Source organism: Streptomyces tatrensis (genome assembly GCF_049310065.1).
Taxonomy (GTDB): domain Bacteria; phylum Actinomycetota; class Actinomycetes; order Streptomycetales; family Streptomycetaceae; genus Streptomyces.
In genome coordinates this window covers 1,191,479-1,213,119 of sequence record NZ_JBMDLB010000011.1, presented here as the reverse complement: position 1 = coordinate 1,213,119, position 21,641 = coordinate 1,191,479, and the positions used below count along the sequence as shown (strand labels likewise).

17 protein-coding genes and 2 pseudogenes are annotated in these 21,641 nt (G+C 72.6%); 11 read left to right on the top strand and 8 right to left on the bottom strand.

Annotation, left to right across the window (positions count from 1 at the left end; translation table 11 throughout):
* Positions 1-20: 20 nt before the first annotated feature.
* Genes ACODT5_RS21040 through ACODT5_RS21030 form a run of 3 tightly spaced genes read right to left on the bottom strand, consistent with a single transcriptional unit; the run spans position 21 to position 2,903 of the window.
* Complete coding sequence (locus tag ACODT5_RS21040) at positions 21-1,277, bottom strand: Tm-1-like ATP-binding domain-containing protein (protein ID WP_422520857.1); 1,257 nt, start codon at positions 1,275-1,277, stop codon at positions 21-23.
* A 48-nt stretch (positions 1,278-1,325) separates the two neighbouring features.
* The gene (locus ACODT5_RS21035) at positions 1,326-1,820 is read right to left on the bottom strand and encodes an NUDIX hydrolase (RefSeq protein WP_422520856.1); all 495 of its coding nucleotides are present in this window, start codon (positions 1,818-1,820) and stop codon (positions 1,326-1,328) included.
* A gap of 30 nt (positions 1,821-1,850) precedes the next feature.
* Positions 1,851-2,903, bottom strand: a complete 1,053-nt coding sequence (locus ACODT5_RS21030; RefSeq protein ID WP_422520855.1) for a cation diffusion facilitator family transporter — start codon at positions 2,901-2,903, stop codon at positions 1,851-1,853.
* A gap of 169 nt (positions 2,904-3,072) precedes the next feature.
* On the opposite strand from ACODT5_RS21030, the gene ACODT5_RS21025 reads away from it, so the two are divergent.
* The 3 genes from ACODT5_RS21025 to ACODT5_RS21015 are packed head-to-tail and all read left to right on the top strand — an operon-like array spanning position 3,073 to position 7,057.
* Positions 3,073-5,421, top strand: coding sequence for an ABC transporter ATP-binding protein/permease (locus ACODT5_RS21025; RefSeq protein ID WP_422520854.1), 2,349 nt, complete (start codon positions 3,073-3,075; stop codon positions 5,419-5,421).
* A gap of 5 nt (positions 5,422-5,426) precedes the next feature.
* Positions 5,427-6,071 (top strand): hypothetical protein, encoded by a 645-nt coding sequence (locus tag ACODT5_RS21020; protein WP_422520853.1) that lies wholly within the window; start codon positions 5,427-5,429, stop codon positions 6,069-6,071.
* Complete coding sequence (locus ACODT5_RS21015) at positions 6,071-7,057, top strand: serine/threonine-protein kinase (protein ID WP_422520852.1); 987 nt, start codon at positions 6,071-6,073, stop codon at positions 7,055-7,057. The genes ACODT5_RS21020 and ACODT5_RS21015 overlap by 1 nt, the downstream gene beginning before the upstream one ends.
* On the opposite strand, the gene ACODT5_RS21010 is transcribed toward ACODT5_RS21015, so the two are convergent.
* The 3 genes from ACODT5_RS21010 to ACODT5_RS21000 are packed head-to-tail and all read right to left on the bottom strand — an operon-like array spanning position 7,054 to position 9,340.
* Entirely contained in the window at positions 7,054-7,563 is a 510-nt protein-coding gene (locus ACODT5_RS21010; protein ID WP_422520851.1) for a GNAT family N-acetyltransferase, read from the bottom strand. The genes ACODT5_RS21015 and ACODT5_RS21010 overlap by 4 nt on opposite strands.
* 58 nt (positions 7,564-7,621) lie before the next feature.
* On the bottom strand, positions 7,622-8,011 hold the full coding sequence (locus ACODT5_RS21005) for a hypothetical protein (RefSeq protein WP_422520850.1): 390 nt from the start codon (positions 8,009-8,011) through the stop codon (positions 7,622-7,624).
* A 54-nt stretch (positions 8,012-8,065) separates the two neighbouring features.
* Positions 8,066-9,340 carry a streptophobe family protein gene (locus tag ACODT5_RS21000; RefSeq protein WP_422520849.1) on the bottom strand — a complete coding sequence of 425 codons (1,275 nt, stop codon included), beginning with the start codon at positions 9,338-9,340 and terminating at the stop codon, positions 8,066-8,068.
* A gap of 375 nt (positions 9,341-9,715) precedes the next feature.
* On the opposite strand from ACODT5_RS21000, the pseudogene ACODT5_RS20995 reads away from it, so the two are divergent.
* The 7 genes and pseudogenes from ACODT5_RS20995 to ACODT5_RS20965 form a co-directional block, all read left to right on the top strand.
* A pseudogene (locus ACODT5_RS20995) lies at positions 9,716-10,969 on the top strand (DUF6777 domain-containing protein); the annotation flags it as partial.
* Positions 10,970-11,472: 503 nt separating this feature from the next.
* Positions 11,473-12,309, top strand: coding sequence for an alpha/beta fold hydrolase (locus ACODT5_RS20990; RefSeq protein ID WP_422520848.1), 837 nt, complete (start codon positions 11,473-11,475; stop codon positions 12,307-12,309).
* Positions 12,310-12,313: 4 nt separating this feature from the next.
* Positions 12,314-13,159, top strand: a complete 846-nt coding sequence (locus ACODT5_RS20985) for a helix-turn-helix domain-containing protein (protein WP_422520847.1) — start codon at positions 12,314-12,316, stop codon at positions 13,157-13,159.
* Positions 13,160-13,211: 52 nt separating this feature from the next.
* A pseudogene (locus ACODT5_RS20980) lies at positions 13,212-13,445 on the top strand (barstar family protein); the annotation flags it as partial.
* Between the two features lie 250 nt (positions 13,446-13,695).
* Positions 13,696-13,992: a hypothetical protein gene (locus ACODT5_RS20975; RefSeq protein ID WP_422525271.1), complete on the top strand. Its 297-nt coding sequence runs from the start codon at positions 13,696-13,698 to the stop codon at positions 13,990-13,992.
* A 106-nt stretch (positions 13,993-14,098) separates the two neighbouring features.
* Positions 14,099-14,716, top strand: coding sequence for a GNAT family N-acetyltransferase (locus ACODT5_RS20970; RefSeq protein WP_422520846.1), 618 nt, complete (start codon positions 14,099-14,101; stop codon positions 14,714-14,716).
* Positions 14,717-14,824: 108 nt separating this feature from the next.
* Positions 14,825-15,190, top strand: a complete 366-nt coding sequence (locus ACODT5_RS20965) for a nuclear transport factor 2 family protein (RefSeq protein WP_422520845.1) — start codon at positions 14,825-14,827, stop codon at positions 15,188-15,190.
* Positions 15,191-15,555: 365 nt separating this feature from the next.
* Here ACODT5_RS20965 and ACODT5_RS20960 read toward each other — a convergent pair whose 3' ends face one another.
* Positions 15,556-16,509, bottom strand: coding sequence for a C40 family peptidase (locus ACODT5_RS20960; protein ID WP_422520844.1), 954 nt, complete (start codon positions 16,507-16,509; stop codon positions 15,556-15,558).
* Between the two features lie 29 nt (positions 16,510-16,538).
* Positions 16,539-17,423, bottom strand: a complete 885-nt coding sequence (locus ACODT5_RS20955; RefSeq protein ID WP_422520843.1) for an SPFH domain-containing protein — start codon at positions 17,421-17,423, stop codon at positions 16,539-16,541.
* A gap of 2,075 nt (positions 17,424-19,498) precedes the next feature.
* Between ACODT5_RS20955 and ACODT5_RS20950 the strand changes: the two genes are divergently transcribed.
* Entirely contained in the window at positions 19,499-21,616 is a 2,118-nt protein-coding gene (locus tag ACODT5_RS20950) for a SpoIIE family protein phosphatase (protein ID WP_422524983.1), read from the top strand.
* Positions 21,617-21,641 lie beyond the last annotated feature (25 nt).

Genomic DNA, 21,641 nt, shown 5'->3' with positions numbered 1-21,641 from the left:
TCCCTGTCGGGGGCCTCGGCTCAGGCAGCCGCGGCCCGCGCTCCGATCATGGAGTGCAGCCGGTCGGCCGCCGCCCGCCCGAAGTCCGGATCGTTGATGTGGGTGTCGTAGTCGTGGATCCGGGCCGCGCTGCCCCGCAGGCCTTCGCGCAGCGCCGAGAACAGCGCTCCGTCGGCGTCGGGGTCATGGTAGGGCCCGCCCGGGGCGCCGAGCGTGGACAGTCCGCGCAGCGGTACGCAGACGGCCGTGGGGCCGGTGGCCGCACGGAGTTTGGCGGCGACCCGGCGGCCGAGCTCCGCGCACTCGGCCCCGGTCGTACGGATCACCGTGATCGAGGGGTTGTGGACGTGGATCAGGCGGTGGCGGACCCGTTCGGGCAGGCTCTCCGGCGGGCCGAACTTCACCATGTCCAGCGCCCCCAGGCTCACCACCTGCGGGATCCCGGCCCGCCCGGCGGCGCTGAGCCGGTCGGGCCCGGCGGTCAGGATGCCGCCGCACAGGTCGTCGGCGAGCTCGCTGAGGGTGAGGTCGAGGACCCCGGCGAAGATCCCCTGGCCGGCCAGGGTCTCCAGGGTCCGGCCGCCGGTGCCGCTGACGTGGAAGACCAGTACCTCGTAGCCCAGTTCCGTCAGCCGTTCCCGGGCGGCGTCCACGCCGGTCGTGGTCACGCCCGCCATGCTCGCCGCGATCAGCGGCCGGGGCCCCGAGCCCAGTCGGGGCGGCCGGCGCAGTTCCGCGGCGGAGCGAGCGTAGGCCTCGGCCATCCCGGTGACGGCCGCGACGGCATTGGCGAGGATCGGACCGGAGACGCTGTTGATCCCCGCGATGTCCACGACGCTGTACATCATGGTGATGTCCGCCGATCCGACGTACGGGGCCACGTCCCCGGACGCCATCGAGGAGACCATCACCTTCGGAACGCCCAGCGGCAGTGCGCGCATCGCCCAGGTGGCGATGGACGTCCCGCCGCTGCCGCCCATCGCGAGCACTCCGTGCAGCCGGCCTTCGGCGTGCAGGCGTAAGAGGGTCGCTTCCGCGCCCCGGGCCATCGTGGTGACGGCCGCGCCCCGGTCGGCGGCCGCGCGCAGCTCGGACAGTTCCGTTCCCGCGGCCCGCGCCACCGCTTCGCGCGGTACGTCGGCGGGCACCCGGGGCTCGTTCATGATTCCTGTGTCGACCGTGATCACTTCGACGCCGGCGCGCAGCAGCCTCTCGCGCAGCCAGCCGTACTCCACACCCTTGGTGTCCAGGGTTCCCACCAGCACGACGTTCGTCATATGTGCAATGTCCATGCAAGTGGGGTTTGTTGGCAAGTAAAGGCGAGGTCAATCCTTGCCCTTGCCCTCGCCCTCGTCCTTCAGGACGTCCAACAGCCTTTCCAGGAAAGGAATCTGAGACACCACCAGCTTGGTTCTGGCCACCTGGGGGGCGAACCACTCCACCCGGTCCAGCTCGGGGAACTCCTGCGTCCGCCCCGATTTCGGCGGCCACTCCATGGTGAAGGTGCCGGGCACCATGAGGGCCGGATCCAGGTCCGCGCGCACCGCCCAGATCGTCACCAGCTTCCCGCCGATCATCCGTACCTCGCCCAGCGGCAGGTACGGACCCTCCGGCGGCGGCAGCCCGATCTCCTCCTCGAACTCCCGGCGGGCCGCGTCGCGCGGGGTCTCCTCGGGGCCGTACTCGCCCTTCGGGATCGCCCAGGCACCCGCGTCACGGCGCTCCCAGAGCGGGCCGCCCATGTGGCCGAGCAGGATTTCCACCCCGGCTCCGGGGCGCTGGCGGAACAGGAGCAGTCCGGCACTGCGTTTGGCGGTCATGACCCCATCCCTACCCCGTCCGGGCAAGCCTCAGTGGTCGTGCGGGCCCTGGCGGTGGACCGGGCCGTGGGCGTCCGCGCAGTGCGCGTCGGCACGGTCGGCACGGTCCTCTCCGGGGCGGCCGACCGTGAGGAGGGAGTCCTGGGCGTGGTCCACCTGGAGGGTGGTGTGCGTGATCCCGTACTCCTTGGCCAGCAGGGCCTCCAGGTCCCGGCGCACGGCGTGGCAGTCGCCCTCCGGGGCCACCAGCACGTGCGCGGAGAGCGCGGCCTGCCCGGAGGTGATGGTCCAGATGTGCAGGTCGTGGACCTCGGTGACCGGGGGCTGCCCGACCAGGCGGTCGCCGACCGTGTCCGGGTCCACGTGAGCCGGGGCGGCCTCCAGCAGGATCCGGCCGGACTCGCGGACCAGTCCGTAGCCCGCCTTGACCATCAGGACGACCACGACGAGCGAGGCGATCGAGTCGGCCTGCCGGAAGCCGGTGGTGAGCACGATCAGACCGGCGACGGCGGTGCCGATGAAGGCGAACAGGTCGTTGAGGATGTGCTGGTAGGCGCCCTCCACCGCGAGCGAGGTGCGGTTCGCCTTCGAGATGCACCAGGCCGCCACGATGTTGACGACGATGCCGGCGAGCGCCGTCACCAGCACCAACCCGCCCTCCACGGGCGGCGGATCGAGCAGCCGCCGTACGGCTTCGTACGCCAGCCAGACCGCCAGCAGCAGCAGGGTGAGGCCGTTGGCCTGGGCGGAGAGTATCTCCGCGCGCTTGAGGCCGTACGTGAACCCACCGCGCGCCGGCCGGGCGGCCAGCCGCATCGCGATCAGCGCGAGGACGATCGAGACGGCGTCCGTCAGCATGTGCGCGGCGTCGGAGATCAGGGCCAGGGAGTGCGCCAGGACACCGATGACCACCTCGATGGCCATGAAGCCCGCGATCAGGCCGAGGGCGATGCCGAGCCAGCGCCGGTCCGCGTCGGCCGCGACACCGTGGCTGTGACCCGCGTGACCGTGACCTCCGGGGCCCTCGTGATCCTCGTGGCCGGCGGTGGCGTGGTCGTGCGGCGCGTGATCGTGCGCGCTCATGGTGTCCCCCGTGGGTCGTGGCGAATCGCTTGCGCGTTCCGCTTCGCCTGAAGTGAAGCGCACCTCGCCGCGATGGGCAAAGGCTGCAACGGGGACCGTTGTCATTACCCATAACGCCCGCCTGACCTGCGGTTATGCCGGGTGCGCCGGATCGTGGGAAAATCGCCCCATGGTCCAGCGCCCCGGTGTGCCGACCGCGCCAGAGCTCCTCCTGGAAACGGACAGGGGTTCCACCGCGATGAGCCCGCGACGGACGTACCACGTCGGCCGGGACCCCCTGTGCGAGATCTGCCTCGACGACGCACGCGTCTCCTGGCACCACGCGGTGCTGCGCCCGGACGGCGACCACTGGACGCTGGAGGACGAGGACAGCACCAACGGCACCTGGGTCGACGGCCACCGCGTCCGCGAGTGGGCGGTCGGCGTCGGCAGCGAACTGCGCTTCGGCAGCGCCGCCGACGGCCCGCGCGTCCGCTTCGCCGAACCGGCCGCCGTCTCCCGCCCCGCCTCGGTCTCCCGCCCGGACAAGACCAGCACCTTCCGGCAGCCGACCTCGGTCCGCCCGCTGGCCGACCGGGCCGCCGTCCGCATCGGCCGCGCCCCCGACAACGACCTCGTCATCAACGACCTCGTCGTCTCCCGCCACCACGCCGAACTGCGCGCCCGCCCCGACGGCAGGTACGAGATCGCCGACCTCGGCAGCCACAACGGCACCTACCTCAACGGTGCCCGCCTCGCCGGGGCCGCCGCCATCGGCGAGGGCGACATCGTCGGCATCGGCCACTCGGCCTTCTGCCTGGTCGGCGACCAGCTGCAGGAGTACGTGGACACCGGCGAGGTCTCCCTCGACGTCCAGGACCTCGGCGTGGCCGTCGACCACGGCCGCAAGACCCTCCTCGACCACGTCTCCTTCCCCGTCGGCGCCACCTCCCTGCTCGCGGTGGTGGGACCCAGCGGCGCCGGCAAGTCCACCCTGCTCGGCGCACTGACCGGCCTGCGCCCCGCCGACCACGGCACCGTCCTCTACGACGGCCGCGACCTCTACCGGGACTACGCCGAACTGCGCAGCCGCATCGGCCTCGTCCCGCAGGACGACATCCTGCACGCGCAGCTCACCGTGCGCCGCGCCCTCGTCTACGCCGCCGAGCTGCGCTTCCCGCAGGACACCGCGAAGGCCGAACGCGAGGCCCGGGTCGACGAGGTGATCGGCGAGCTCGGCCTCCAGCAGCGCGCCGACCAGCCCATCCACAGCCTCTCCGGCGGCCAGCGCAAACGGGTCTCCGTCGCCCTGGAACTGCTGACCAAGCCCTCCCTGCTCTTCCTGGACGAGCCCACCTCAGGGCTCGACCCGGGCATGGACCGCTCGGTGATGAACATGCTGCGCGGCCTCGCCGACGACGGCCGCACCGTCATCGTCGTCACCCACAGCGTGCTCAACCTGAGCGTCTGCGACCGCCTCCTGGTCCTCGCGCCCGGCGGCCGCATCGCCTACTACGGGCCCCCGGACGAGGCGCTCGGCTTCTTCGGCTTCGAGCAGTGGCCCGAGGCCTTCGAAGCCTTCGAGAACGAGCGCGAGCGGGACTGGGCCGGTGAGCACCGGGCCTCACCGCTGTACGGCCGCTACGTCGACGTCGCCGGCCGGGTCCCGACCGCCGGGGCCGGCGACCGGGCCGCCGGCGTCGCGCCGAAGCCGCCGCCCAAGGCACAGAGCTGGGGCTCGCAGCTCTCCACCCTGATCCGCCGCTACGCCGCCGTGCTCAGCGCCGACCGCACCTTCCTGATCATCATGGTCGCCCTGCCGTTCGTCATGGGCGCCATGGCCCGCGCCCTGGCCGGCAGCGAGCTCACCGCGGAGACGGCGCTCAACGCCCTGTTCATCCTGTGCGTCGGCGGGGTCCTGACCGGAGCCGCCAACGCCGTCCGCGAACTGGTCAAGGAACGCGTCATCTACCAGCGCGAACGCGCCGTGGGGCTCTCCCGGTCCGCCTACCTGATGTCCAAGGTGGTGGTCCTCGGCGCCATCACCGTCGCCCAGGCGGTGGTCCTCACCCTGGTCGGCCTCGCCGGGGTCAAGACCAACGCCCCCGGCGGCAAGGGCCTCTTCCTGCCCCCGCTCATCGAGATCACCTTCGTCGTCGCCCTGCTGTCCGTCACCGCCATGGTGCTCGGACTGCTGATCTCCGCCCTGGTGTCCAAGGAAGAGGTCACCATGCCGCTGCTGGTCCTGCTCACCATCGTGCAGGTCGTCTTCTGCGGCTCCCTGCTGAAACTCACCGGGGTCCCCGTCATCGAACAGTTCGCCTGGTTCGTGCCGGCCCGCTGGGCCATGGGCGCCATGTCGGCCACCATCGACCTCGGCGCCATCGTGCCCGGCAAGATCACCCAGGATCCGCTGTTCGACCACAAGCCCCGTCTGTGGCTCATGGAGGTGGGGGCGCTGGCCGCCCTGTCGGTGCTGTTCGGCGTGCTGGTGGGCCGGGTGCTGCGGCGCCACGAGCCGGCCATCATGCGGAAGTAGCCGCGATGACCAGCCCCGGCCAAGCCGCGGACTTCCGGCCCACCCACATCGTCCCGCAGGACGGCCTCCCCGCGTGGGAGACCCCGGACCTGTCCCGGCCGACCGTGCCGCTCGACGCCTTCCTCCCCGTACGGCTGCTGTCCCGGCGCGGGGAATGGGGGGAGATCCTGTGCGCCAACGGCTGGTCCGCCTGGGTGGACGGGCGCCTGCTCCTCGCCGTGCCGCAGCCCCCGCCGACGGGCGGGCGCCCGCTGACGCGCGTCGAGGACCCGCAGCCGCTGCTCACCCGCTGCGCGGAGGAGCTGGAACGCTACCGGCGGGCCGTCACCGACCTCGCCGCCGGGCGGACCGACCCCGAATCCTTCCGGCGGTCCCTGCGGGGACTGCGCGTCGGCGTCGTCGTCGACGGGGAGTCCGTGTGGCTCTACGACGAGACGGCGGGACGGTGGATGTACGCGGACGGGAGCCGCCTGGCCACCTACGCGGTCGTCGCGGGACCCGGTGCCCAGCCCACGCCCGGGACACCGCCGCAGGAAGCCGACACCGAGGGCGGCGGCGACGTACGAGGTGTTCCTGACGCCCCGCACGCCCCGCACGTTCCGCACGAACCGACGAAGATCGTGGAGCTGCCCGGACCGGAGGCGGGCTGATGGGCTCCGGCCCGGCCGCGGAGCCGTTCCGCGGACGCGAGTCCGACCTGCGGGGCCGGCGGATCGCCGGGTACGTGGTGGAGGCCGAGATCGGGCGCGGCGGGATGGCGGTCGTCTACCGCGCGCACGACGTACGGCTGGACCGGACGGTCGCGCTGAAACTGCTCGCGCCCGAACTCGCGCGCAACGACGTCTTCCGGCAGCGGTTCGCGCACGAGTCGAAGGTGGCGGCGGCCATCGACCACCCGCACATCGTGCCCGTCTTCGAGGCGGGGGAGACCGAAGGGTTGCTGTACATCGCCATGCGGTACGTGGCCGGCCAGGACCTGCGGGCCATGCTGGACCGGACGGGCCCGCTGCCCGTGGAGGCGGCGGCCCGGATCGCCGGCCAGGTCGCCTCGGCGCTGGACGCGGCGCACGCCCACGACCTGGTGCACCGGGACGTGAAGCCCGGCAACATCCTGGTCGCGGGCGGTACGGACAGCGAACACCCCGAGCACGTCTACCTGACGGACTTCGGGCTGACGAAGAAATCGCTGTCGCTGACCGGGTTCACGAGCGTCGGGCAGTTCGTCGGGACCCTGGACTACGTGGCGCCCGAACAGATCGCCGGGAAGCCGGTCGACGGCCGGTGCGACGTCTACAGCCTGGGGTGCGTGGTCTACGAGACCCTGGCAGGCGGCCCCCCGTTCCAGCGCGACGACGACATGGCGCTGCTCTGGGCCCACCAGTACGATCCGCCGCCCGCGGTGTCCTCCCGGCGGGAGGGCCTGCCGCCGGGGGTGGACGAGGTGCTGGCGCGGGCCCTCGCGAAATCGCCCGAGGACCGGTGGGGGAGCTGCCTGGAGTTCACGGGTGCGCTGCGGCGCGCGGGTACGGGGGAGGGCGTGAGCCCCGGCGCGGCGGCGTTCGTCCGCGCCCCCGCCCGGGCACCCTCCGACGGGCCACCGCCACCACCGCCCCGGTGGGCCCTGCCGGTGTTCTAGGTGGGTGAGGTCGCGGGCCAGGCGTATTCGAGCTCGGGCAGCTCGAAGCCCTGCTCGAATCGGCAGACGCGCTCATCGGTACGGAGGGCACCATGCCGCTCGTAGAAGGCGATGGCGCGCGTATTGGCGTGCAGGACTTCCAGGTAGACCGAGCTGCCCGGGTGTTCATCGGCAGCCCATCCCAAGGCGTGCGCCAGCAGCCGGCTGCCGATCCCGGACCCGGTGCGGCCCGGCCTGGCGTGCAGGTTGTCCAACAGGAGCCGACCGTCGGACTGAAGGACCACATACGCGAAGCCCTGTAGGTCGCCCGCTTCCTCCGCGACGAACAGCGTCGCCTCCGGGTGTGGCTCGTCCAGTCGGCCGAGCCACAGTTCCAGGCGGTCTTCGAGAAGAGGGCCGGTCAGGAAACTGCTGGGCATGATTCCCGCATAGGCCGTACGCCAACTCTCGGCATGCAGCGCCGCAACCTCGGCGGCGTCGCTCCTGCGGCCCGTTCTGATCTCCATGGGTGCCAGCCTGGTCCACGACTGGGAGTGAGGCCACACCGGGGTTCCGGCTCTGGTTCTAGCTCTTGTTGTCGGGAGCGGGCGTGCACACGACGTGGGCCGTGACCTCGGCGTGTGCGGCCGAGGCGTACCAGCCCTTGCGGCCGTCCGCGTCGACGACGGGGTGGGAGGCCAGGACGGTGTGCCGGAGCGTGCCGTCGAGGCCGTGGTCCCAGTGGGTGGTGGAGTACCCGCCGGACTGCACGGCCGTGCCGCGCGGACAGAACACCCTGCTGACGGACACCGCCTGGGCGGAGCCGTCCTTGCGGCCGGTGTCGCCCGAGAGGTGGCGGGCGCCGGGGCCGGTCGCCTGGGTGGGGAGGGCCGTGGAGAGGGTCAGGGCGAGCGCGGAGAGGGCGATCAGGCCAGCGGCGTGAAGCGGCCGGAACAGGCCTTTGGTCATGTTCACGGAGACGAGCGTGTCATGCGGAAACGATCCCCCGATGAGCCGATTTGCGACTGTTCACTCGAACGGCGCAATGGCGTTACGGCGGCGGCGGGGGAGCAGCGCGCCGAGGAAGCCGGCCACCGCGCCCGCGAAGAAGGCGAGGCTGACCGTGCGCCAGAGCAGCGGGCTCAGCTCCACCTCGCCACCGAGGTCGGAGGCGTCGCCGATGCCCAGCAGGGAGAGGCCGAACTGGGCCTGGATCCGGGCCAGCAGGCAGACCACCAGCGTGCCCAGGGCCAGGGCGACGGCCAGGTGGAGGGCGTGCTGCCAGGGGCGGACGTGCGCGGGCGAGCGGGCGGCGGCCAGCGCGCCGGCGCAGAGCAGGAGGACGACGGCCAGTACGACCAGCCACCAGGCCCGGGAGTCCCGCTCCGCGAGCGAGGCCACGTCGATCGTGGACAGGCCCGAGGCGGAGTCGGAGCCCTGGCCGGTGGCGCGCAGCACCTCGTCCAGGACCTGCGGTACGGGCAGCCCGAACGGGCCCTCGGCCTTCCCCTCCCAGGCCCCGCCGAAGCCGAGCGTGAGGGCGGGCCAGACCAGGTTGGGCAGACCCAGCAGGATCACCGCCAGGGTGCGGTCCGCGTGCCCCCGGGTCGCCGCCACCACCAGGCCGACGCCGATCCCGATGACCACGTACGCGAGCAGCAGCGCGACCACGGCGAACGCCGCCGGCCGCACCGCCGCGTGGAAGCGGACCAGCCCCGCCGGGAGCGGCGCGCGCCGGGAGACCAGCAGGGCGATCACCAACAGGCCCAGGATCCAGAGCAGTCCGAAGCCGAGGGTGGCGGGGATCGCGGGCTCGAAGCCCACCGTCGGGCCGGCGTCGAGGACTTCGCCGATCTCGCCGAGGATCGAATCCCCGGTGGAGATCGCGAAGTTCCGGCGGGCCAGCAGGGCGATGCCGGTCAGCGCCACCAGCCAGAGGATCACCAACGGCACGGCGCGGGCGAGCAGTTCGCGGGCCCCCGCCACGGCCCGGTTGTGCAGGGGGCGCAGGAAGAGCCAGCCGGTGGTCAGCGCGCCGGCCAGGCTGACGGAGAGGGGGAGCAGGGACAGGCTCGCGTCGGCCCCCGCCAGGAAACCGGCCCCGCCCGTCACCTCGACGGAGCCGCCGGCGGCCATCAGGACGACGGCGGCCACCACGTGCGGGAACGCGCCGTCGGGCAGACCGCCGGCGCCGGCGAGGGCGAGCCCCGCGGAGGCGACGACCGCCATGACCACGAAGCCCGCCAGGACCGAGACGAGGGCGTCGCGCCAGGCTCGCGCGGCCGGTGCCTTTGTAGGGCTCACCCTGCCACCGTAGGCAGCTCCGCTTGCGGCCACCACCCGGACGGCGCACACAATGGTCGCCAGGAGTGCACCAAATCCGGAGATTTCCGCTGATGACCCGCGGAAGTTCCATAACGGAACGTCCACGGAGCAAGCACCGTCCGAAGGGTCTGAAGGGGCCGAAAGGGCCGCAGATCCATAGATCCGCAGGTCCGCGGGCCACAGGTCCGCAGCGGAACGTCCACAGGGGACCGGAACCCCTCCGCCTGGGAAGAAGAGCCCGTGACCACTCAACCCTCCGGCCAGCAGCCGCCGTGGCCGACACAGCCGTCACAGCCGCCCTCGCAGCCGCCGTCGTCTTCGTCCGGGCGCCCCACGGGCCCGCCCTCCGGGCCCCTGTCCGGAGGCCGGGAAGGCCCGCCGCCACCTCCGCCCCCGGCCCCTCCCGGAGGATCCGGGAGCGGGGTGCCCCCCGGGCCGCCCGAGCCCCCGCACAAGCCCTGGTGGCGTTCCCTTCCCCGGCTCGCCACCACGATCGTCGCCCTCGCCGCCGCCGTGACCCTGGCCGTCGTACTGACCAGGCCCAGCGGCGGCGGGGGCACCACCACCTCCGCGGGAAACGAGGTCTTCCTGCAGCCCGCGGCGGCGTCCGGCCCCGACCCCTTCACCGAGTCCACCGCCGCGAAGGAGGCCACGGCCCCGCCCGAGAGCCCGCCGCCCCCGACGACGGGGACGAAGCCCGAGCCCAAGGCCCCGTCGGCCACGGGAACCACGGCCACCCGCAGCGTCAGCGGCGCCTCGCCCGAGCTGTACGCGGGCACGAACAACGTGGCCAGCTGCGACGTCGAGAAGCAGATCCGAGTGCTCTCTGCGCAGCCCGCCAAGAACGCCGCCTTCGCCTCCTCGCTCGGCATTCAGCCGACGGCCGTGCCGGCGTACCTGCGTTCCCTCACCCCGGTCCAGCTCCGGGTGGACACCCGGGTCACCAACCACGGCTACCGGGACGGAGCCCCCACCAGCTACCAGGCCGTGCTCCAGGCCGGGACCGCGGTGCTGGTGGACGACCGCGGGGTGCCGCGGGTGCGCTGCGCCTGCGGGAACCCGCTCGGGCCGCCGGTGGCGCTGAAGGCCAACCCGAAGCGGTTCGGGCAGCCCTGGACCTCGTACCAGCCCTCGCGGGTCGTGGTCATCGCGCCGTCCGTGACCATCGTGAACAACTTCGTGATCTACAACTACCAGGACCGCCGCTGGTTCGAGCGCGACCGGGGTGACCACCACGGCCGCCACGACAGGCCGATCCCGCCGCCGGTGATCCCGACGCCGATCTTCACCACGCCGCCGCCGTCGCCGACGTTCACCTCACCGTCCCCGACGGTCACTTCCCCGTCGCCGACCTCGCCGTCCCCGACGGTGTCGCCGTCCGACTCGCCGTCGCAGTCGCCGTCCGAGTCGCCTTCGCAGTCTCCGTCCGAGTCGCCTTCGCAGTCTCCGTCCGAGTCCCCGTCCGAGTCTGTCTCGCCTTCGGAGTCGGTCTCGGAGTCCCCGTCGGAGTCGCCTTCGGAGTCAGCCTCCGAGTCCCCGTCCGAGTCGCCTTCGGAGTCGGTGTCGGCGTCGGTGACCGGGTCGGAGTCCCCGTCGGAGTCACCGTCCGTGTCCCCGTCCGAGTCGGCGTCGGTGTCCGAGTCGGCCTCCACCTCACCGTCCGCGGACCGGCGGGCGACCTCGCCGACGCCGTCCGTGTCGCCCTCGAAGAGCGCGGTGGTGCCGTCGCCCTCCCGGAGCTCGTCGGAACCACGACCGCCGGCCCCGCCCAAGATCTCTTCGGCGGCGCCGGTAGTGCCCGAACCCCCGGTGACCCCGGTACGGCCTGAGCCGCCGAAGCCGCCGCCCCCGCCGCTGGTCTCGCCGCAGCCCGAGCTCCCGCCGGCGCCGGTCACCTCGCTGGTCCCGCCCCCGCCGCCGGTCTCCCCGGTCGGGCCCGGAGCGGGTACCGACGAGGGTTCGGATGGCGGTCCGGCCGCCGGTAACGGCAGCCGCTAGGGTCCCGCCCGGCACGCAGACCTCCCCGAGGGCCACCGGCCCTCGGGGAGGTCTGCGTGCCGGAGAAACATTCGTACAAGACCGAGGGCTCCCAGCCCGGGCATCCTCCGTGCATGGGTATCCACGACGGTAAGCAGATGCACGGGATGCACGCGATGCACGTGGTCCACGACGGCCCGCGGGAAGCGCCGCCGCTCGTCCTCATCCACGGTTCGGGGGCCTCGGGCAGCTCCTGGGGCCCGGTGGTGCCGGCTCTGGCCGGCCGGCACCACGTCATCCGGGTCGACCTCCCGGGCCACGGCCAGTCCCCGCCCGCGCCGTCGTACGGGGTGCCTGAGCAGGCGGCCTCCCTGGCCCGGGCGCTCGACGAACTCGGCCTGGGGCCGGTCACAGTGGCAGGGCACTCCAGCGGCGGATACATCGCCACCGCCCTCGCCGAACAGCGCCCGGACCTGGTGGGTTCGCTCGCCCTGATCAGCAGTGGCCCGAGTCCCGACGCGCTCCTCCCGCAGCCCGTCCTCCTCCGGGTCCTGATCGACCGGCCGCTCGGCCCGCTCCTGTGGAGGGTCCGTTCCGACGGGATGCTCCGCCGGGGGGTGACCGCGGTGTGCAACCGCCCGGTGGACGTCCCGGACGACCTGATCGCAGACGTACGGGGCATCGACTACCGGACGTTCAGGGAGGTGCTGCGCCACAACGGCGCGTACATCGCCGAGCGGACCCTGCCCGCACGCCTGACCGCACTCGGCGTTCCGGTTCTGGTGATCTTCGGCGCTGCCGACCCCCGCTGGGATCCGTCTTCCGCGCACCAGTACGACACGGTTCCGAACGCGCGGGTCGAGCAGCTGCCCGACGTCGGGCACTTCCCGATGCTCGAAGCACCGGAAGCGACCGGCGAGTTGCTCCTGCGCTTCGCAGCGACGGCCGCTGACGCCCAGCACCTACCCTGATGCTGTGAGGGCCACCGAATCACCACCTGACTGGGCGTCGGTGGACATCGCCGTGCCCCGGCAGCCGGACAGGCTGCCGCCCGGGGTCAGCATGGCCGGGTTCGGCCAACGGGCCCCGGCGTCCGTGGACATCGCCATGGTCGCGCACCCCTCGGTCACCCTGTTCGTGGACCTGAGCGACGGAGACGGCCTCGTCTACGACGTCTCCGGCCGGCGCGAACGCGGCAGCAAGGTCGTCGGCCTGGCACCGGGCGCCCTTCGCCTCGGTGGCCGGGCGGCCGGGGGGATCGCATGCCTCCAGATCCGGCTGTCACCGGTCCTGGCGGTGGAGGTGTTCGGAGCCTCGACCGCCCTCAGCGGGACGATGGTCTCCCTGGAGGACGTCTGGGGCCGCGACGCCGGGCGAGCCGAGGAAAGGCTGCGGGCCGCCGCGTCGTGGGACGAGCGGTTCACGATCGCAGCCGATGCCCTGGGCCGGCGGATGAGCGCCCGCGCCCGCCCGTCGCTCGATCCCGAGGTGACGGCCGCCTGGTGCCTGATGCTCACCAGCGGGGGACGGGTGCGGGTCGACAGCCTGGCGAAGGAGGTGGGCTGGAGCCGTAAGCGCCTGTGGTCCCGCTTCCGGTCCCAGATCGGCCTCACCCCCAAGCACGCCGCCAGGCTCGTGCGCTTCGACCACTCCGCCCGTCTCCTCGCGGCCGGCAACGCCGCCGCCCAGGTGGCGGCCGTCGGCGGCTATGCCGACCAGGCCCACCTCCACCGCGAGGTCAAGGCGTTCACCGGCGGCACACCCACCGCCCTGGCCGCCGCGCCGTGGCTCGCCATCGATGACATCGCGTGGCCGGCATGACGACCCGTAAATCACTCGGGCTCTGGGCAAGTGCCGTGCAAGGATCCCGCCCATGATGACCAAGCCCACTCTGACGGAACACTGCTCCCCATGGGTCGTGTTCACCTCCCCGGCCGACCCATGGCTGGCGTCGGAAACGGCCGCACTCGTGCAGCGAAACGGTCTGGTGCTACGGCTGGACGGCCGGGACATGCGGGATCCGGCTTCCGTCTTCCGCGCCTTCGCCCGGGAGCTGTCGTTCCTCGGCTACTTCGGCCACAACTGGGACGCGCTCGTGGACTGCCTCCACGACTGGCACGGCCCCGGCCACGGGAACACAGGACCTCGCGATTCTGATCGAGCACGCGGACGACCTGCTGAAGTCGGACTTCCTCGGGCTGTTCGTATCGGTTCTCGCCCAGGCAGCCTGGAACTCCAACCTGCGCCTGGACGGCGACGGCGAGCTGGACGAGTGGCGGAAGCGCATAGCCCAGCACTTCGTCTTCCTCCTGGACCACACTGCACCCGTTGCCTTCACGGAGAAGGCGGCCCGCGGCATGGACGTGGCGGTGGCGCTCTCGGACGGCCGCCTGCTCGTCACCCTGACCGACATCGACTGGCCCGGCGGGGATCCCGCGTCCGCCCCCTGGACGGCAGGCCCGCTCTCCTTCGCGGACAACGAGATTCGCAGCGGCATGACCATCAAGGCCATCAAGCTGATCCGAGACCACCTCGGCTGCTCGATCCACGAGGCCATGGACATCCTCCAATCCCGCTCCGAGCACCTGCGCCGCGACCAGTCGGACGGCTGCACGAGGGGCGGCGTCAGCCAAGCGACTGGGTGCGCTGAGTAGACGCCTCGCTCGGCCATGGGCGACATGGGGTGATGGCTCTGGAACCCTGCGGTCCAGGCCCGCGGTCTAGAGCCGACAATCTGTGCTGACACTGGAGTGGTGATCAATGGACTTCGTGCTTGAGGGACCGGTTCTGGAGGGCACGCTTGTGCGCCTGGAGCCGCTGGATCGCCGTCATGCGGAGGACTTGGCGGCGGCGGAGGAGAACCGCAGCTCGTACGGGTTCACCTGGGTGCCCACGGCGGCCGAGGTCGAGCGATACATCGACGTTCAGCTCGCCCGCGCCGCTGCCGGGAAGCTGGCTCCGTACGCGCAGGTGGAGCGTGTATCGGGTCGGGCGGTCGGAGCCACGGCCTACTGGGATCCGCGGCTGTGGCCGACCGGAGAGGGCCTGTGCGCGATCGAGGTCGGTTTCACCTGGCTTGCGGCGTCGGCTCAGGGCACGGGGACGAACACCGAGGCCAAGTACTTGTTGTTCAGGCACGCGTTCGAGAACTGGGGGGTAGCGCGTCTCGACTTGAAGACGGACGCGCGCAACAGCCGTTGCCGGGCTGCGATCGAAGGGGTGGGCGCCCGGTTCGAAGGCGTGCTGCGGAACTGGTCCCGGTCGTGGGCTCCGGGCGAGGACGGTCTCCTCCGTGACTCTGCGATCTTTTCGATCACGGCAGCGGAGTGGCCGGACTGCAGGGCCAGGCTTGAACAGCGAATAGCTCGAGTCCTCTAGCGAAGGTGACGGGGTGGCAGTTTCTGGGCGGTCAGGCCCGACGGCTGGTGACCAGTCCGGGCCAAATATTCGCTGTGCCTGGGTACCCGGCGTTCGTAGTGTCCGTGCATGACGGATGAGAGTGAGCGGGCAGTGCAAGCGGCCATTGAAGGAGAATTGCGGCTTCTCGATCCTGAGGTGCGTGCTTCGCCGGCCCTCGTTTCGGGGCTTTTGGATCCGGAGTTCACTGAGATCGGCGCGTCTGGTCGCTGGTGGGACGCGGAGTCGATGCTCACGGTGACGAGTGCTGGAACGGTGTCCTCGGAGTCGCCGGTGAAGGTCAGCAAGATGTCAGGAACTGTCCTGGCTCTGGGGATCGTTCACCTGACGTACTTCGCCGACAATCAGGGGCGCCGGGCATGGCGGAGTTCCTTGTGGCGTCTGACGGAGACGGGCTGGCGTATGTACTTTCACCAGGGCACTTCGGCCAGTTGAAGGAAGCCGGCCCCGCCGTCGGCGAGAGCGGGCACCCCGCACCCTCAGTATCACGATGGGAGTTGCCAGGGCGCGATGCCGAGCCGTTGATGAAGAGAACAGGCCGGTGAGAACGATGGCTTCGGGGATGGACGGCTACTTCGATCCGGACCTCGGAGGGACGGAGGGGATCACCGGGCGGGTCCTCGCCCAGCACGTCGTCGTAGGAATCGGCCGACTGCCACCTGAGACAGATGAGACAGCACCAGGTCCAGTGAGACCGGGACAGCGGACTTCTCACCACTCCGTCCCGCCGGACGAGCGGGGGACGGAGCGATGAGAAGGAGCCGCCTCACATGCGGAGCTGTGGTCGTGCGGGGCGGCTGCTAGCGGACGCGGCCGTACATGTTCGGGTTGTACGCGCTGAAGCTGGAGACGCGGACCTGCTTGCCCGGGCGGGGGGCCTCGATGTACTTGCCGCCGCCGAGGTAGATGGCTACGTGGTGGATGCCCGAGGCGCTGCCGTTCGAGGTCCAGAACACCAGGTCTCCGCGGCGCAGTTGGGAGCGGGAGATCGGGGTGGTGGCCCGGTACTGATCGGAGGCCACGCGGGGGAGGGCGATGCCCGCGGAGCCGTACGCGGCCCGGACCAGGCCCGAGCAGTCCCAGCCGCGGGGGCCGTTGCCGCCCCAGACGTACGGGTCGCCGAGGTGGCTGTTGGCGAAGGAGATGGCGCCCTCGGTGCCCTGGCGGATGGGGGCGCCGGAGGAGCCCGATGAGCCCGAGGAACCTGAGGAACCTGAGGAACTCGAGGAGCCGGACGAGCCTGAGGAAGAGCCGGAGCCGGAGCCGGAGCCGCCGGCGAAGCGGTCGTACTTGGCCTTGTGCTGGGTCCAGCGCCACCAGCCGGTGCCGTCCTTGTACCAGTACACGCGGTCCGTCGCGTCCCAGCCCGCGCGGCCGCGGAAGGTCGGCTCGGAGGTGCGTACGGAGGAGGACGAGGAAGAGGGCGAGGAGGAGGATGAGGAGGCGCCGGTGGAGGAACGGCCGGTGTTCGCGGCGTACTTGCTGTAGTGCTGGGTCCAGCGCCACCAGCCGGTCGCGTCCTTGTACCAGTACTTCGAGCCGTCCCAGCCCGTGTGCGCCGGGGCCGGTTCGGCGGACGCGGTGCCCACTCCGGTGCCCATCAGCAGCGTGGCGCCGACGGCCGCGACCACGGCGCCGCGCAGGGTGCAGCGACGGCGGCGGGCCGCGGCGGCCGTCATGGCCGTCGTGCCGCGCGCGCAGCCGGTGCAGTCACAGCTGTCGGGTATTTCTTCGGTGAACTCGGGCGTGCGCATGCATGGTTCCTTATCCATCGGGGGTGTTTTCAACGGGCGTCGGCGGCAGGGCCGCGCGCCGTGTAGAAGGCCACGGTCAAGTCCTTGACCAGGGCCTTGCGTTCGTAGTCGTCCATGCTCACGAGCCCGCGGTCGGACATCCGGTGAACGGTGTCGTCGACGGCGTCGAGCACGGAGGTGAGGACGGAGTCCCGGTGCCGGGCGTCGATCGAGGCGACCCGGCGGCGCTGCATCGCGGCGGCGACCTCGGGGGCGTACTCGACGTGCAGCGGCCGGGCGGAGAAGACTTCGACGCCGACGGCCTTGCACTCGGCGGCGAGCAGCCGGGTCAGTTCGTCGCCGACGGCCTCGGTGTCGCGCAGGGTCGCCGGTTCGGCCGGCTCCGGGCCGAAGGAGTCGGCGGGCATCCGGGAGAGCACCCGGGCGGTCGCGGACTCCACCTGTCCGCTCAGGTACGCGGTGTGGTCGTCGACCGCGAGCAGTGCGCGGGCGGTGTCCCTGACCCGCCACACGACGAGGACCGCGGCCCGCAGCGCGGTGCCCTCGGAGTCGACGACGCAGAGCGGCTCGCTGCGCCAGTGGCGCAGCCGTATGTCGACGCGGGTGTGCCGGGGCAGGGGGTTGGACCAGAGGAGGCCGGTGCGCCGGATCGTGCCGCGGTAGCGGCCGAAGAGGGTCAGCGACCAGGCCTGGCCGGCGCGGCCGCGCCGCAGCCCGCAGAGCGCGGCGAGCGTGAGGAGCGCGCAGCACACGACGACGGCCAGGGGCCAGGCCTCGGTGGGGGAGGTCGAGGGGCGGACCTCCTCGAACCGCGCGAGGACGGCGGCGCCGGCCGTGGCCAGAGCGGCGGCGAGCAGGGCCCACCAGCCGGAACAGGCCCGCGCGGGGCGTTCGATGAGCTCGGGGTCGAGCACGGCGGGGAGCGTCCGCGGGGTGGCCGGAGCCGCCGACGCCGGTCGGGCGGGCCGGGGTATCGCCGCATGTACGGCGTCCTGCCGGAGAGTGTCGGGCTCGGCGGGTCCGCGGCCTGCGCGGGGGCGGTCGGGGCTGCCGGGAGTCCCGTCTCCGCCGGGTGCGTGGACTCGGCCGGAGCCGCGGGGTCCGCCGGGACCGCCGGGTCCGGTTGTGCCGCCGGGTCCGCCGGGTCCGCCGGAACCGAGGGGTCCGCCGGGCCCGCCGGAGCCGCCGGGTCCGGTTGTGCCGCCGGGTCCGCCGGGTCCGCCGGAACCGAGGGGTCCGCCGGGCCCGCCGGAGCCGCCGGGACCGGTTGTGCCGTCGGGTCCGTGGGCTCGGCCAGAGCCCCTGGGTCCGAGGCGTCCGCCGGAGCCACCGGGTCCGCCGGGCCCGCCTGAGCCGCCGGAACGGAGGGAGCGGATGGTGGGCGTGGCGGGGGCGCCGGCCTCATCCTCGTCGCGGAAGAGCGGACCGAGGACGAGCGGATCCCGGTACGGCCGCACGACCAGACTCCCGCGCCCGGTGCGGAGTCCGAGGGAGCGGCCGACGCCCGAGTTGGAGGCGTAGGCCGAATCGTGGTCCGAGCCAGGGCCGGATCCAGGCGCAGGGATCGAGGCGGCGACCGAGGCCGAGTCGTGGTCCGAGGCGGGGCCGTAGCCGGATCCAATTCCAGGCACAGGCACAGGCGCAGGCGCAGGCACAGGCACAGGCACAGGCACCGAGGCGGAGGTCGAGCCGAAGCCGGACCCGGACCCGGGGCCGGAGTCGGAGTCGGATCCGGGGACAGGTGCTGACGCAGAGGCCCGGCCCGGGCTCGATTCGGTGCCGGATGCGGGGCTGGGTGCCGAGCCGTGGCCCGTGCCGGAGTCGGAGCCGGATCCAGTTCCAAGGCCAGGCACAGGCACCGAGGCAGCGGCCGAGGCGGAGGTCGAGCCGAAGCCGGACCCGGACCCGGGGCCGGAGTCGGATCCGGGGACAGGTGCTGACGCAGAGGCCCGGCCCGGGCTGGATTCGGTGCCGGATGCGGGGCTGGGTGCCGAGCTGCGGTCCGAGCCGGGGCTGGAGCCGGATCCAGTTCCGGGGATACGCGCAGGCGCTGGCGCAGAGGCCGAGGTAGGGGTCGGGTTGTGGTCCGAGCTGGGGCCGCAGGCAGATCCAGTTCCAGGCGCTGGTGCGGAGGCCGAGGTAGCGGCCGAGCCGTGGTCGGAGCCGGAGCCGGAGCCGGAGCCGGAGCCGGAGCCGGAGCCAGTTCCAGGGACACGCGCAGGCGCTGACGCCGAGGCCGATCCGGGGCCGGGCGCCGAGTCGGGGTCCGGGCTGGTGCTGGAGTGGGATCCAGCGGCAGGCGCAGGCGCAGGCGCAGCGGCCGGAGCGGGGCCCGACGCAGTGAGCGAGGCTGACGCCGATGCCCAGGCCGACCTACCGGTGGAGGTCGCGGCGGGGAGTGGGGTGTCGTTCAGCGGGGTGGGGTCGGTGAGTGGGGTGGATATTCGGTGCGGGGGCTGCGGCCCTTCCGTCGTCGCCCTCTCCCTCCCGCCTTCCAGCACTTCGTCCTCCCCTCCCTTCGGTGCTCCGGCCGGTTCTCCGGTCGTCTTCGGCGCTTGCGACAAGCCACACCCCACACAACCGTGGGCGTCAACGACCCCGTTCCGGGGGGTTCCTGACGCCAGCAAAGATGATCATGAACGGATCGATCTTCGCGAAATCGTACAAGTCGCCTATTCGGCGAAAGTCACGACAGGCCGGGACTTTGGCCCTTTTCGTCCCGGAATTCGGCGTCCTGGGCGGCCGCTAGCGCACAAGGGGTCCTGGGCCCCGCAGACACGCCGGACCTGCCCTTCGCGTACCGCGAACCCGCACCCTCCCCGTACCGCCGCGGCAGGCTCCCGCAGACCGGCCCCCGTACCGCCGCGGCAGGCTCCGCAGACCGGCGCGCACCGCTGAAGGGTGAGACCCTGAAGGTGTGGCCGAAAGGGGAGTGACCCCCCAGGTCGAGTGGCCTGCCCGGACGGACACGAGCCTCGCGCTCAACCACATGGGCACCTTCGACTGGGACCTCGACAGCGGGCAGATGTTTCTGGACACCACCGCCCTCGAGGTCCTCGACCTGCGCCCCGAGGAGTTCACGGGCACCCCCGCCGGACTGCGGATGCGCCTCGCGCCCGGCGAGGAGGCCCGGCTCGACGCGCGGGTCGCGCAGGCACTGAAGGCCGGCCGCAGCCACTACGGGGCCTACGTGCGCAGCCGCGACCGGGACGGGGCCCCGGGCTGGACCCATGTCCAGGGCCGCATCCTGCGGGACCCGCACGGGCGTCCGTACCGGGTCATCGGGATCGTCCGCGACGCCGTGCACGACCCCGGCGAGCCCGGCGCCGCCGGTGAGCGCGACGAGGGGCGGCGCCGCATGACGGGGGTCGTCGAGCGGACCACGGCGATCCTGGCGCACGCCCGCACCGTCAACGACGTCACCGACGTCCTCAAGGACCCCGAGGCCCTCGGCCATCTCGGCGCGGTCAGCGTCATGCTCGGCGTCGTCGACGGCGGCCGGATCCACCTGGTCGCGGAGGGGCAGCTCGGCGCGTACGTACCGGAGACCGAGTACACGCGGATCGACGCGCCGCTGCCGCTGAGCGAGGCCGTACGCACGATGCGGCCGGTGTTCATCGGCTCCCGCGAGGAGTTCCAGCAGCGCTACCCGGACCTGTGGCCGTACATCGAGCCGCTGTCCGTCCGCAGCGGCGTCTACCTGCCCCTGATCGCGCAGGGCCGTCCCGTCGGCGCGCTCGGGCTGCTCTACACGCGGGAGGGCGATTTCAACGCCGAGGAGCGCAACGTACTGATGGCGCTGGGCAGCGGCATCGCGCAGAGCCTGCAGCGCGCCATCCTCTTCGAGCAGGAGCACGACCTCGCCGAGGGCCTCCAGAAGGCCATGCTGCCGCGCCGGATCCCGGAGGTGGCGGGCGCGCTGATCGCGGTGCGGTACCGGGCCGCGCGGATGGGGCGGGACATCGGCGGCGACTGGTACGACGTGGTCCCGCTCGGCGAGGGCCGGGTCGGCGTGATGATCGGAGACGTGGAGGGCCACGACACGGACGCCGCCGCCGTCATGGGCCAGCTGCGCATCGCGCTGCGCGCGTACATCGCCGAGGGCCACGATCCCGGCACGGCCATGGCGCGGGCCTCGGCCTTCCTGCGGGACCTGGAGACGGAACGCTTCGCCACCTGCACGTACGCCGACATCGACCTCACCAGCGGCATGGCCCGGATGGTCCGCGCGGGCCACCTCGACCCCGTGGTACGGCGCGGCGACGGCCGCTGCCACCGGGTGCAGGTGGCCGGCGGGCTGCCGCTGGGCCTCCCGGCGCGCGAGCCGGGGGCGGCCGGCGCGGGTGCCTCCGACGGCCCGGGATCCCTCGGCGCCGCCGGTACGGGATACCCGGTCACCAGCCTCGAACTGCACCCCGGGGACACCCTGCTGCTGTGCACGGACGGTCTGACCGAACGGCCGGGCAGGGACTCCGACACCGGCCTGCGCGAGCTCATGGAAGCGGTCAGGGACGGGCCGGCGGAGGTGGAGGAACTCGCCGACGTGCTGTGTGACCTGGTCGGGGACTCGGGCGGCGGGGACGACATGGCCCTGCTCCTGCTGCGCCGCCGCGGCACCCCGCTCCCGCGCGGCAGCGGCCCGCTGCGCCACCGGCTGACCCCCGGCGACCCGGACGCCCCGGCGATGGCCCGCCATCTGATCCGGGCGGCAGCCGCTGCGTGGGGTGCGTGGGACCAGGCCGACGAGATCGAGCTGGCCGCGGACGAGCTGATGACCAACGCGCTCGTCCACACGGACGGCGTCAGCGGGGTCAGCATGCGGCTGACCCCGGAGGGCCGGATCCGGATCGAGGTGGAGGACACCAGCAGCGCCCTGCCGCGGCGCCGGGAGGCCGACGACTGGGCGGTGTCGGGACGCGGCCTGATGCTGGTGGACCGGCTCGCGGACGCCTGGGGCGTGGAGCCCCGGGGTGGCGGGAAGTGCGTGTGGTGCGAGTTCGCGGTCCCGGCGCCCTCCCGCCCGGATCCTTCCGGCTCGGATCCCGTCGACCCGGATCCCTCCGGCTCGGATCCCGCCCTTCCGTCCCTGGAACCCGGCGACGTGTAGGTGTCGGCCTGCGGGGGCGGGGGCG

Bases quoted from the DNA above. Each gene is read 5' to 3' on its own strand.
- ACODT5_RS20960 (WP_422520844.1), bottom strand. From the start codon at position 16,509: ATGCGCACGCCCGAGTTCACCGAAGAAATACCCGACAGCTGTGACTGC.
- ACODT5_RS21015 (WP_422520852.1), top strand. From the start codon at position 6,071: ATGGGCTCCGGCCCGGCCGCGGAGCCGTTCCGCGGACGCGAGTCCGAC.
- ACODT5_RS21020 (WP_422520853.1), top strand. From the start codon at position 5,427: ATGACCAGCCCCGGCCAAGCCGCGGACTTCCGGCCCACCCACATCGTC.
- ACODT5_RS21030 (WP_422520855.1), bottom strand. From the start codon at position 2,903: ATGAGCGCGCACGATCACGCGCCGCACGACCACGCCACCGCCGGCCAC.
- ACODT5_RS21040 (WP_422520857.1), bottom strand. From the start codon at position 1,277: ATGACGAACGTCGTGCTGGTGGGAACCCTGGACACCAAGGGTGTGGAG.
- ACODT5_RS20970 (WP_422520846.1), top strand. From the start codon at position 14,099: ATGGACTTCGTGCTTGAGGGACCGGTTCTGGAGGGCACGCTTGTGCGC.
- ACODT5_RS20950 (WP_422524983.1), top strand. From the start codon at position 19,499: ATGGGCACCTTCGACTGGGACCTCGACAGCGGGCAGATGTTTCTGGAC.
- ACODT5_RS21035 (WP_422520856.1), bottom strand. From the start codon at position 1,820: ATGACCGCCAAACGCAGTGCCGGACTGCTCCTGTTCCGCCAGCGCCCC.
- ACODT5_RS20965 (WP_422520845.1), top strand. From the start codon at position 14,825: ATGACGGATGAGAGTGAGCGGGCAGTGCAAGCGGCCATTGAAGGAGAA.
- ACODT5_RS21010 (WP_422520851.1), bottom strand. From the start codon at position 7,563: ATGGAGATCAGAACGGGCCGCAGGAGCGACGCCGCCGAGGTTGCGGCG.
- ACODT5_RS20990 (WP_422520848.1), top strand. From the start codon at position 11,473: ATGGGTATCCACGACGGTAAGCAGATGCACGGGATGCACGCGATGCAC.
- ACODT5_RS21025 (WP_422520854.1), top strand. From the start codon at position 3,073: ATGGTCCAGCGCCCCGGTGTGCCGACCGCGCCAGAGCTCCTCCTGGAA.
- ACODT5_RS20975 (WP_422525271.1), top strand. From the start codon at position 13,696: ATGGACGTGGCGGTGGCGCTCTCGGACGGCCGCCTGCTCGTCACCCTG.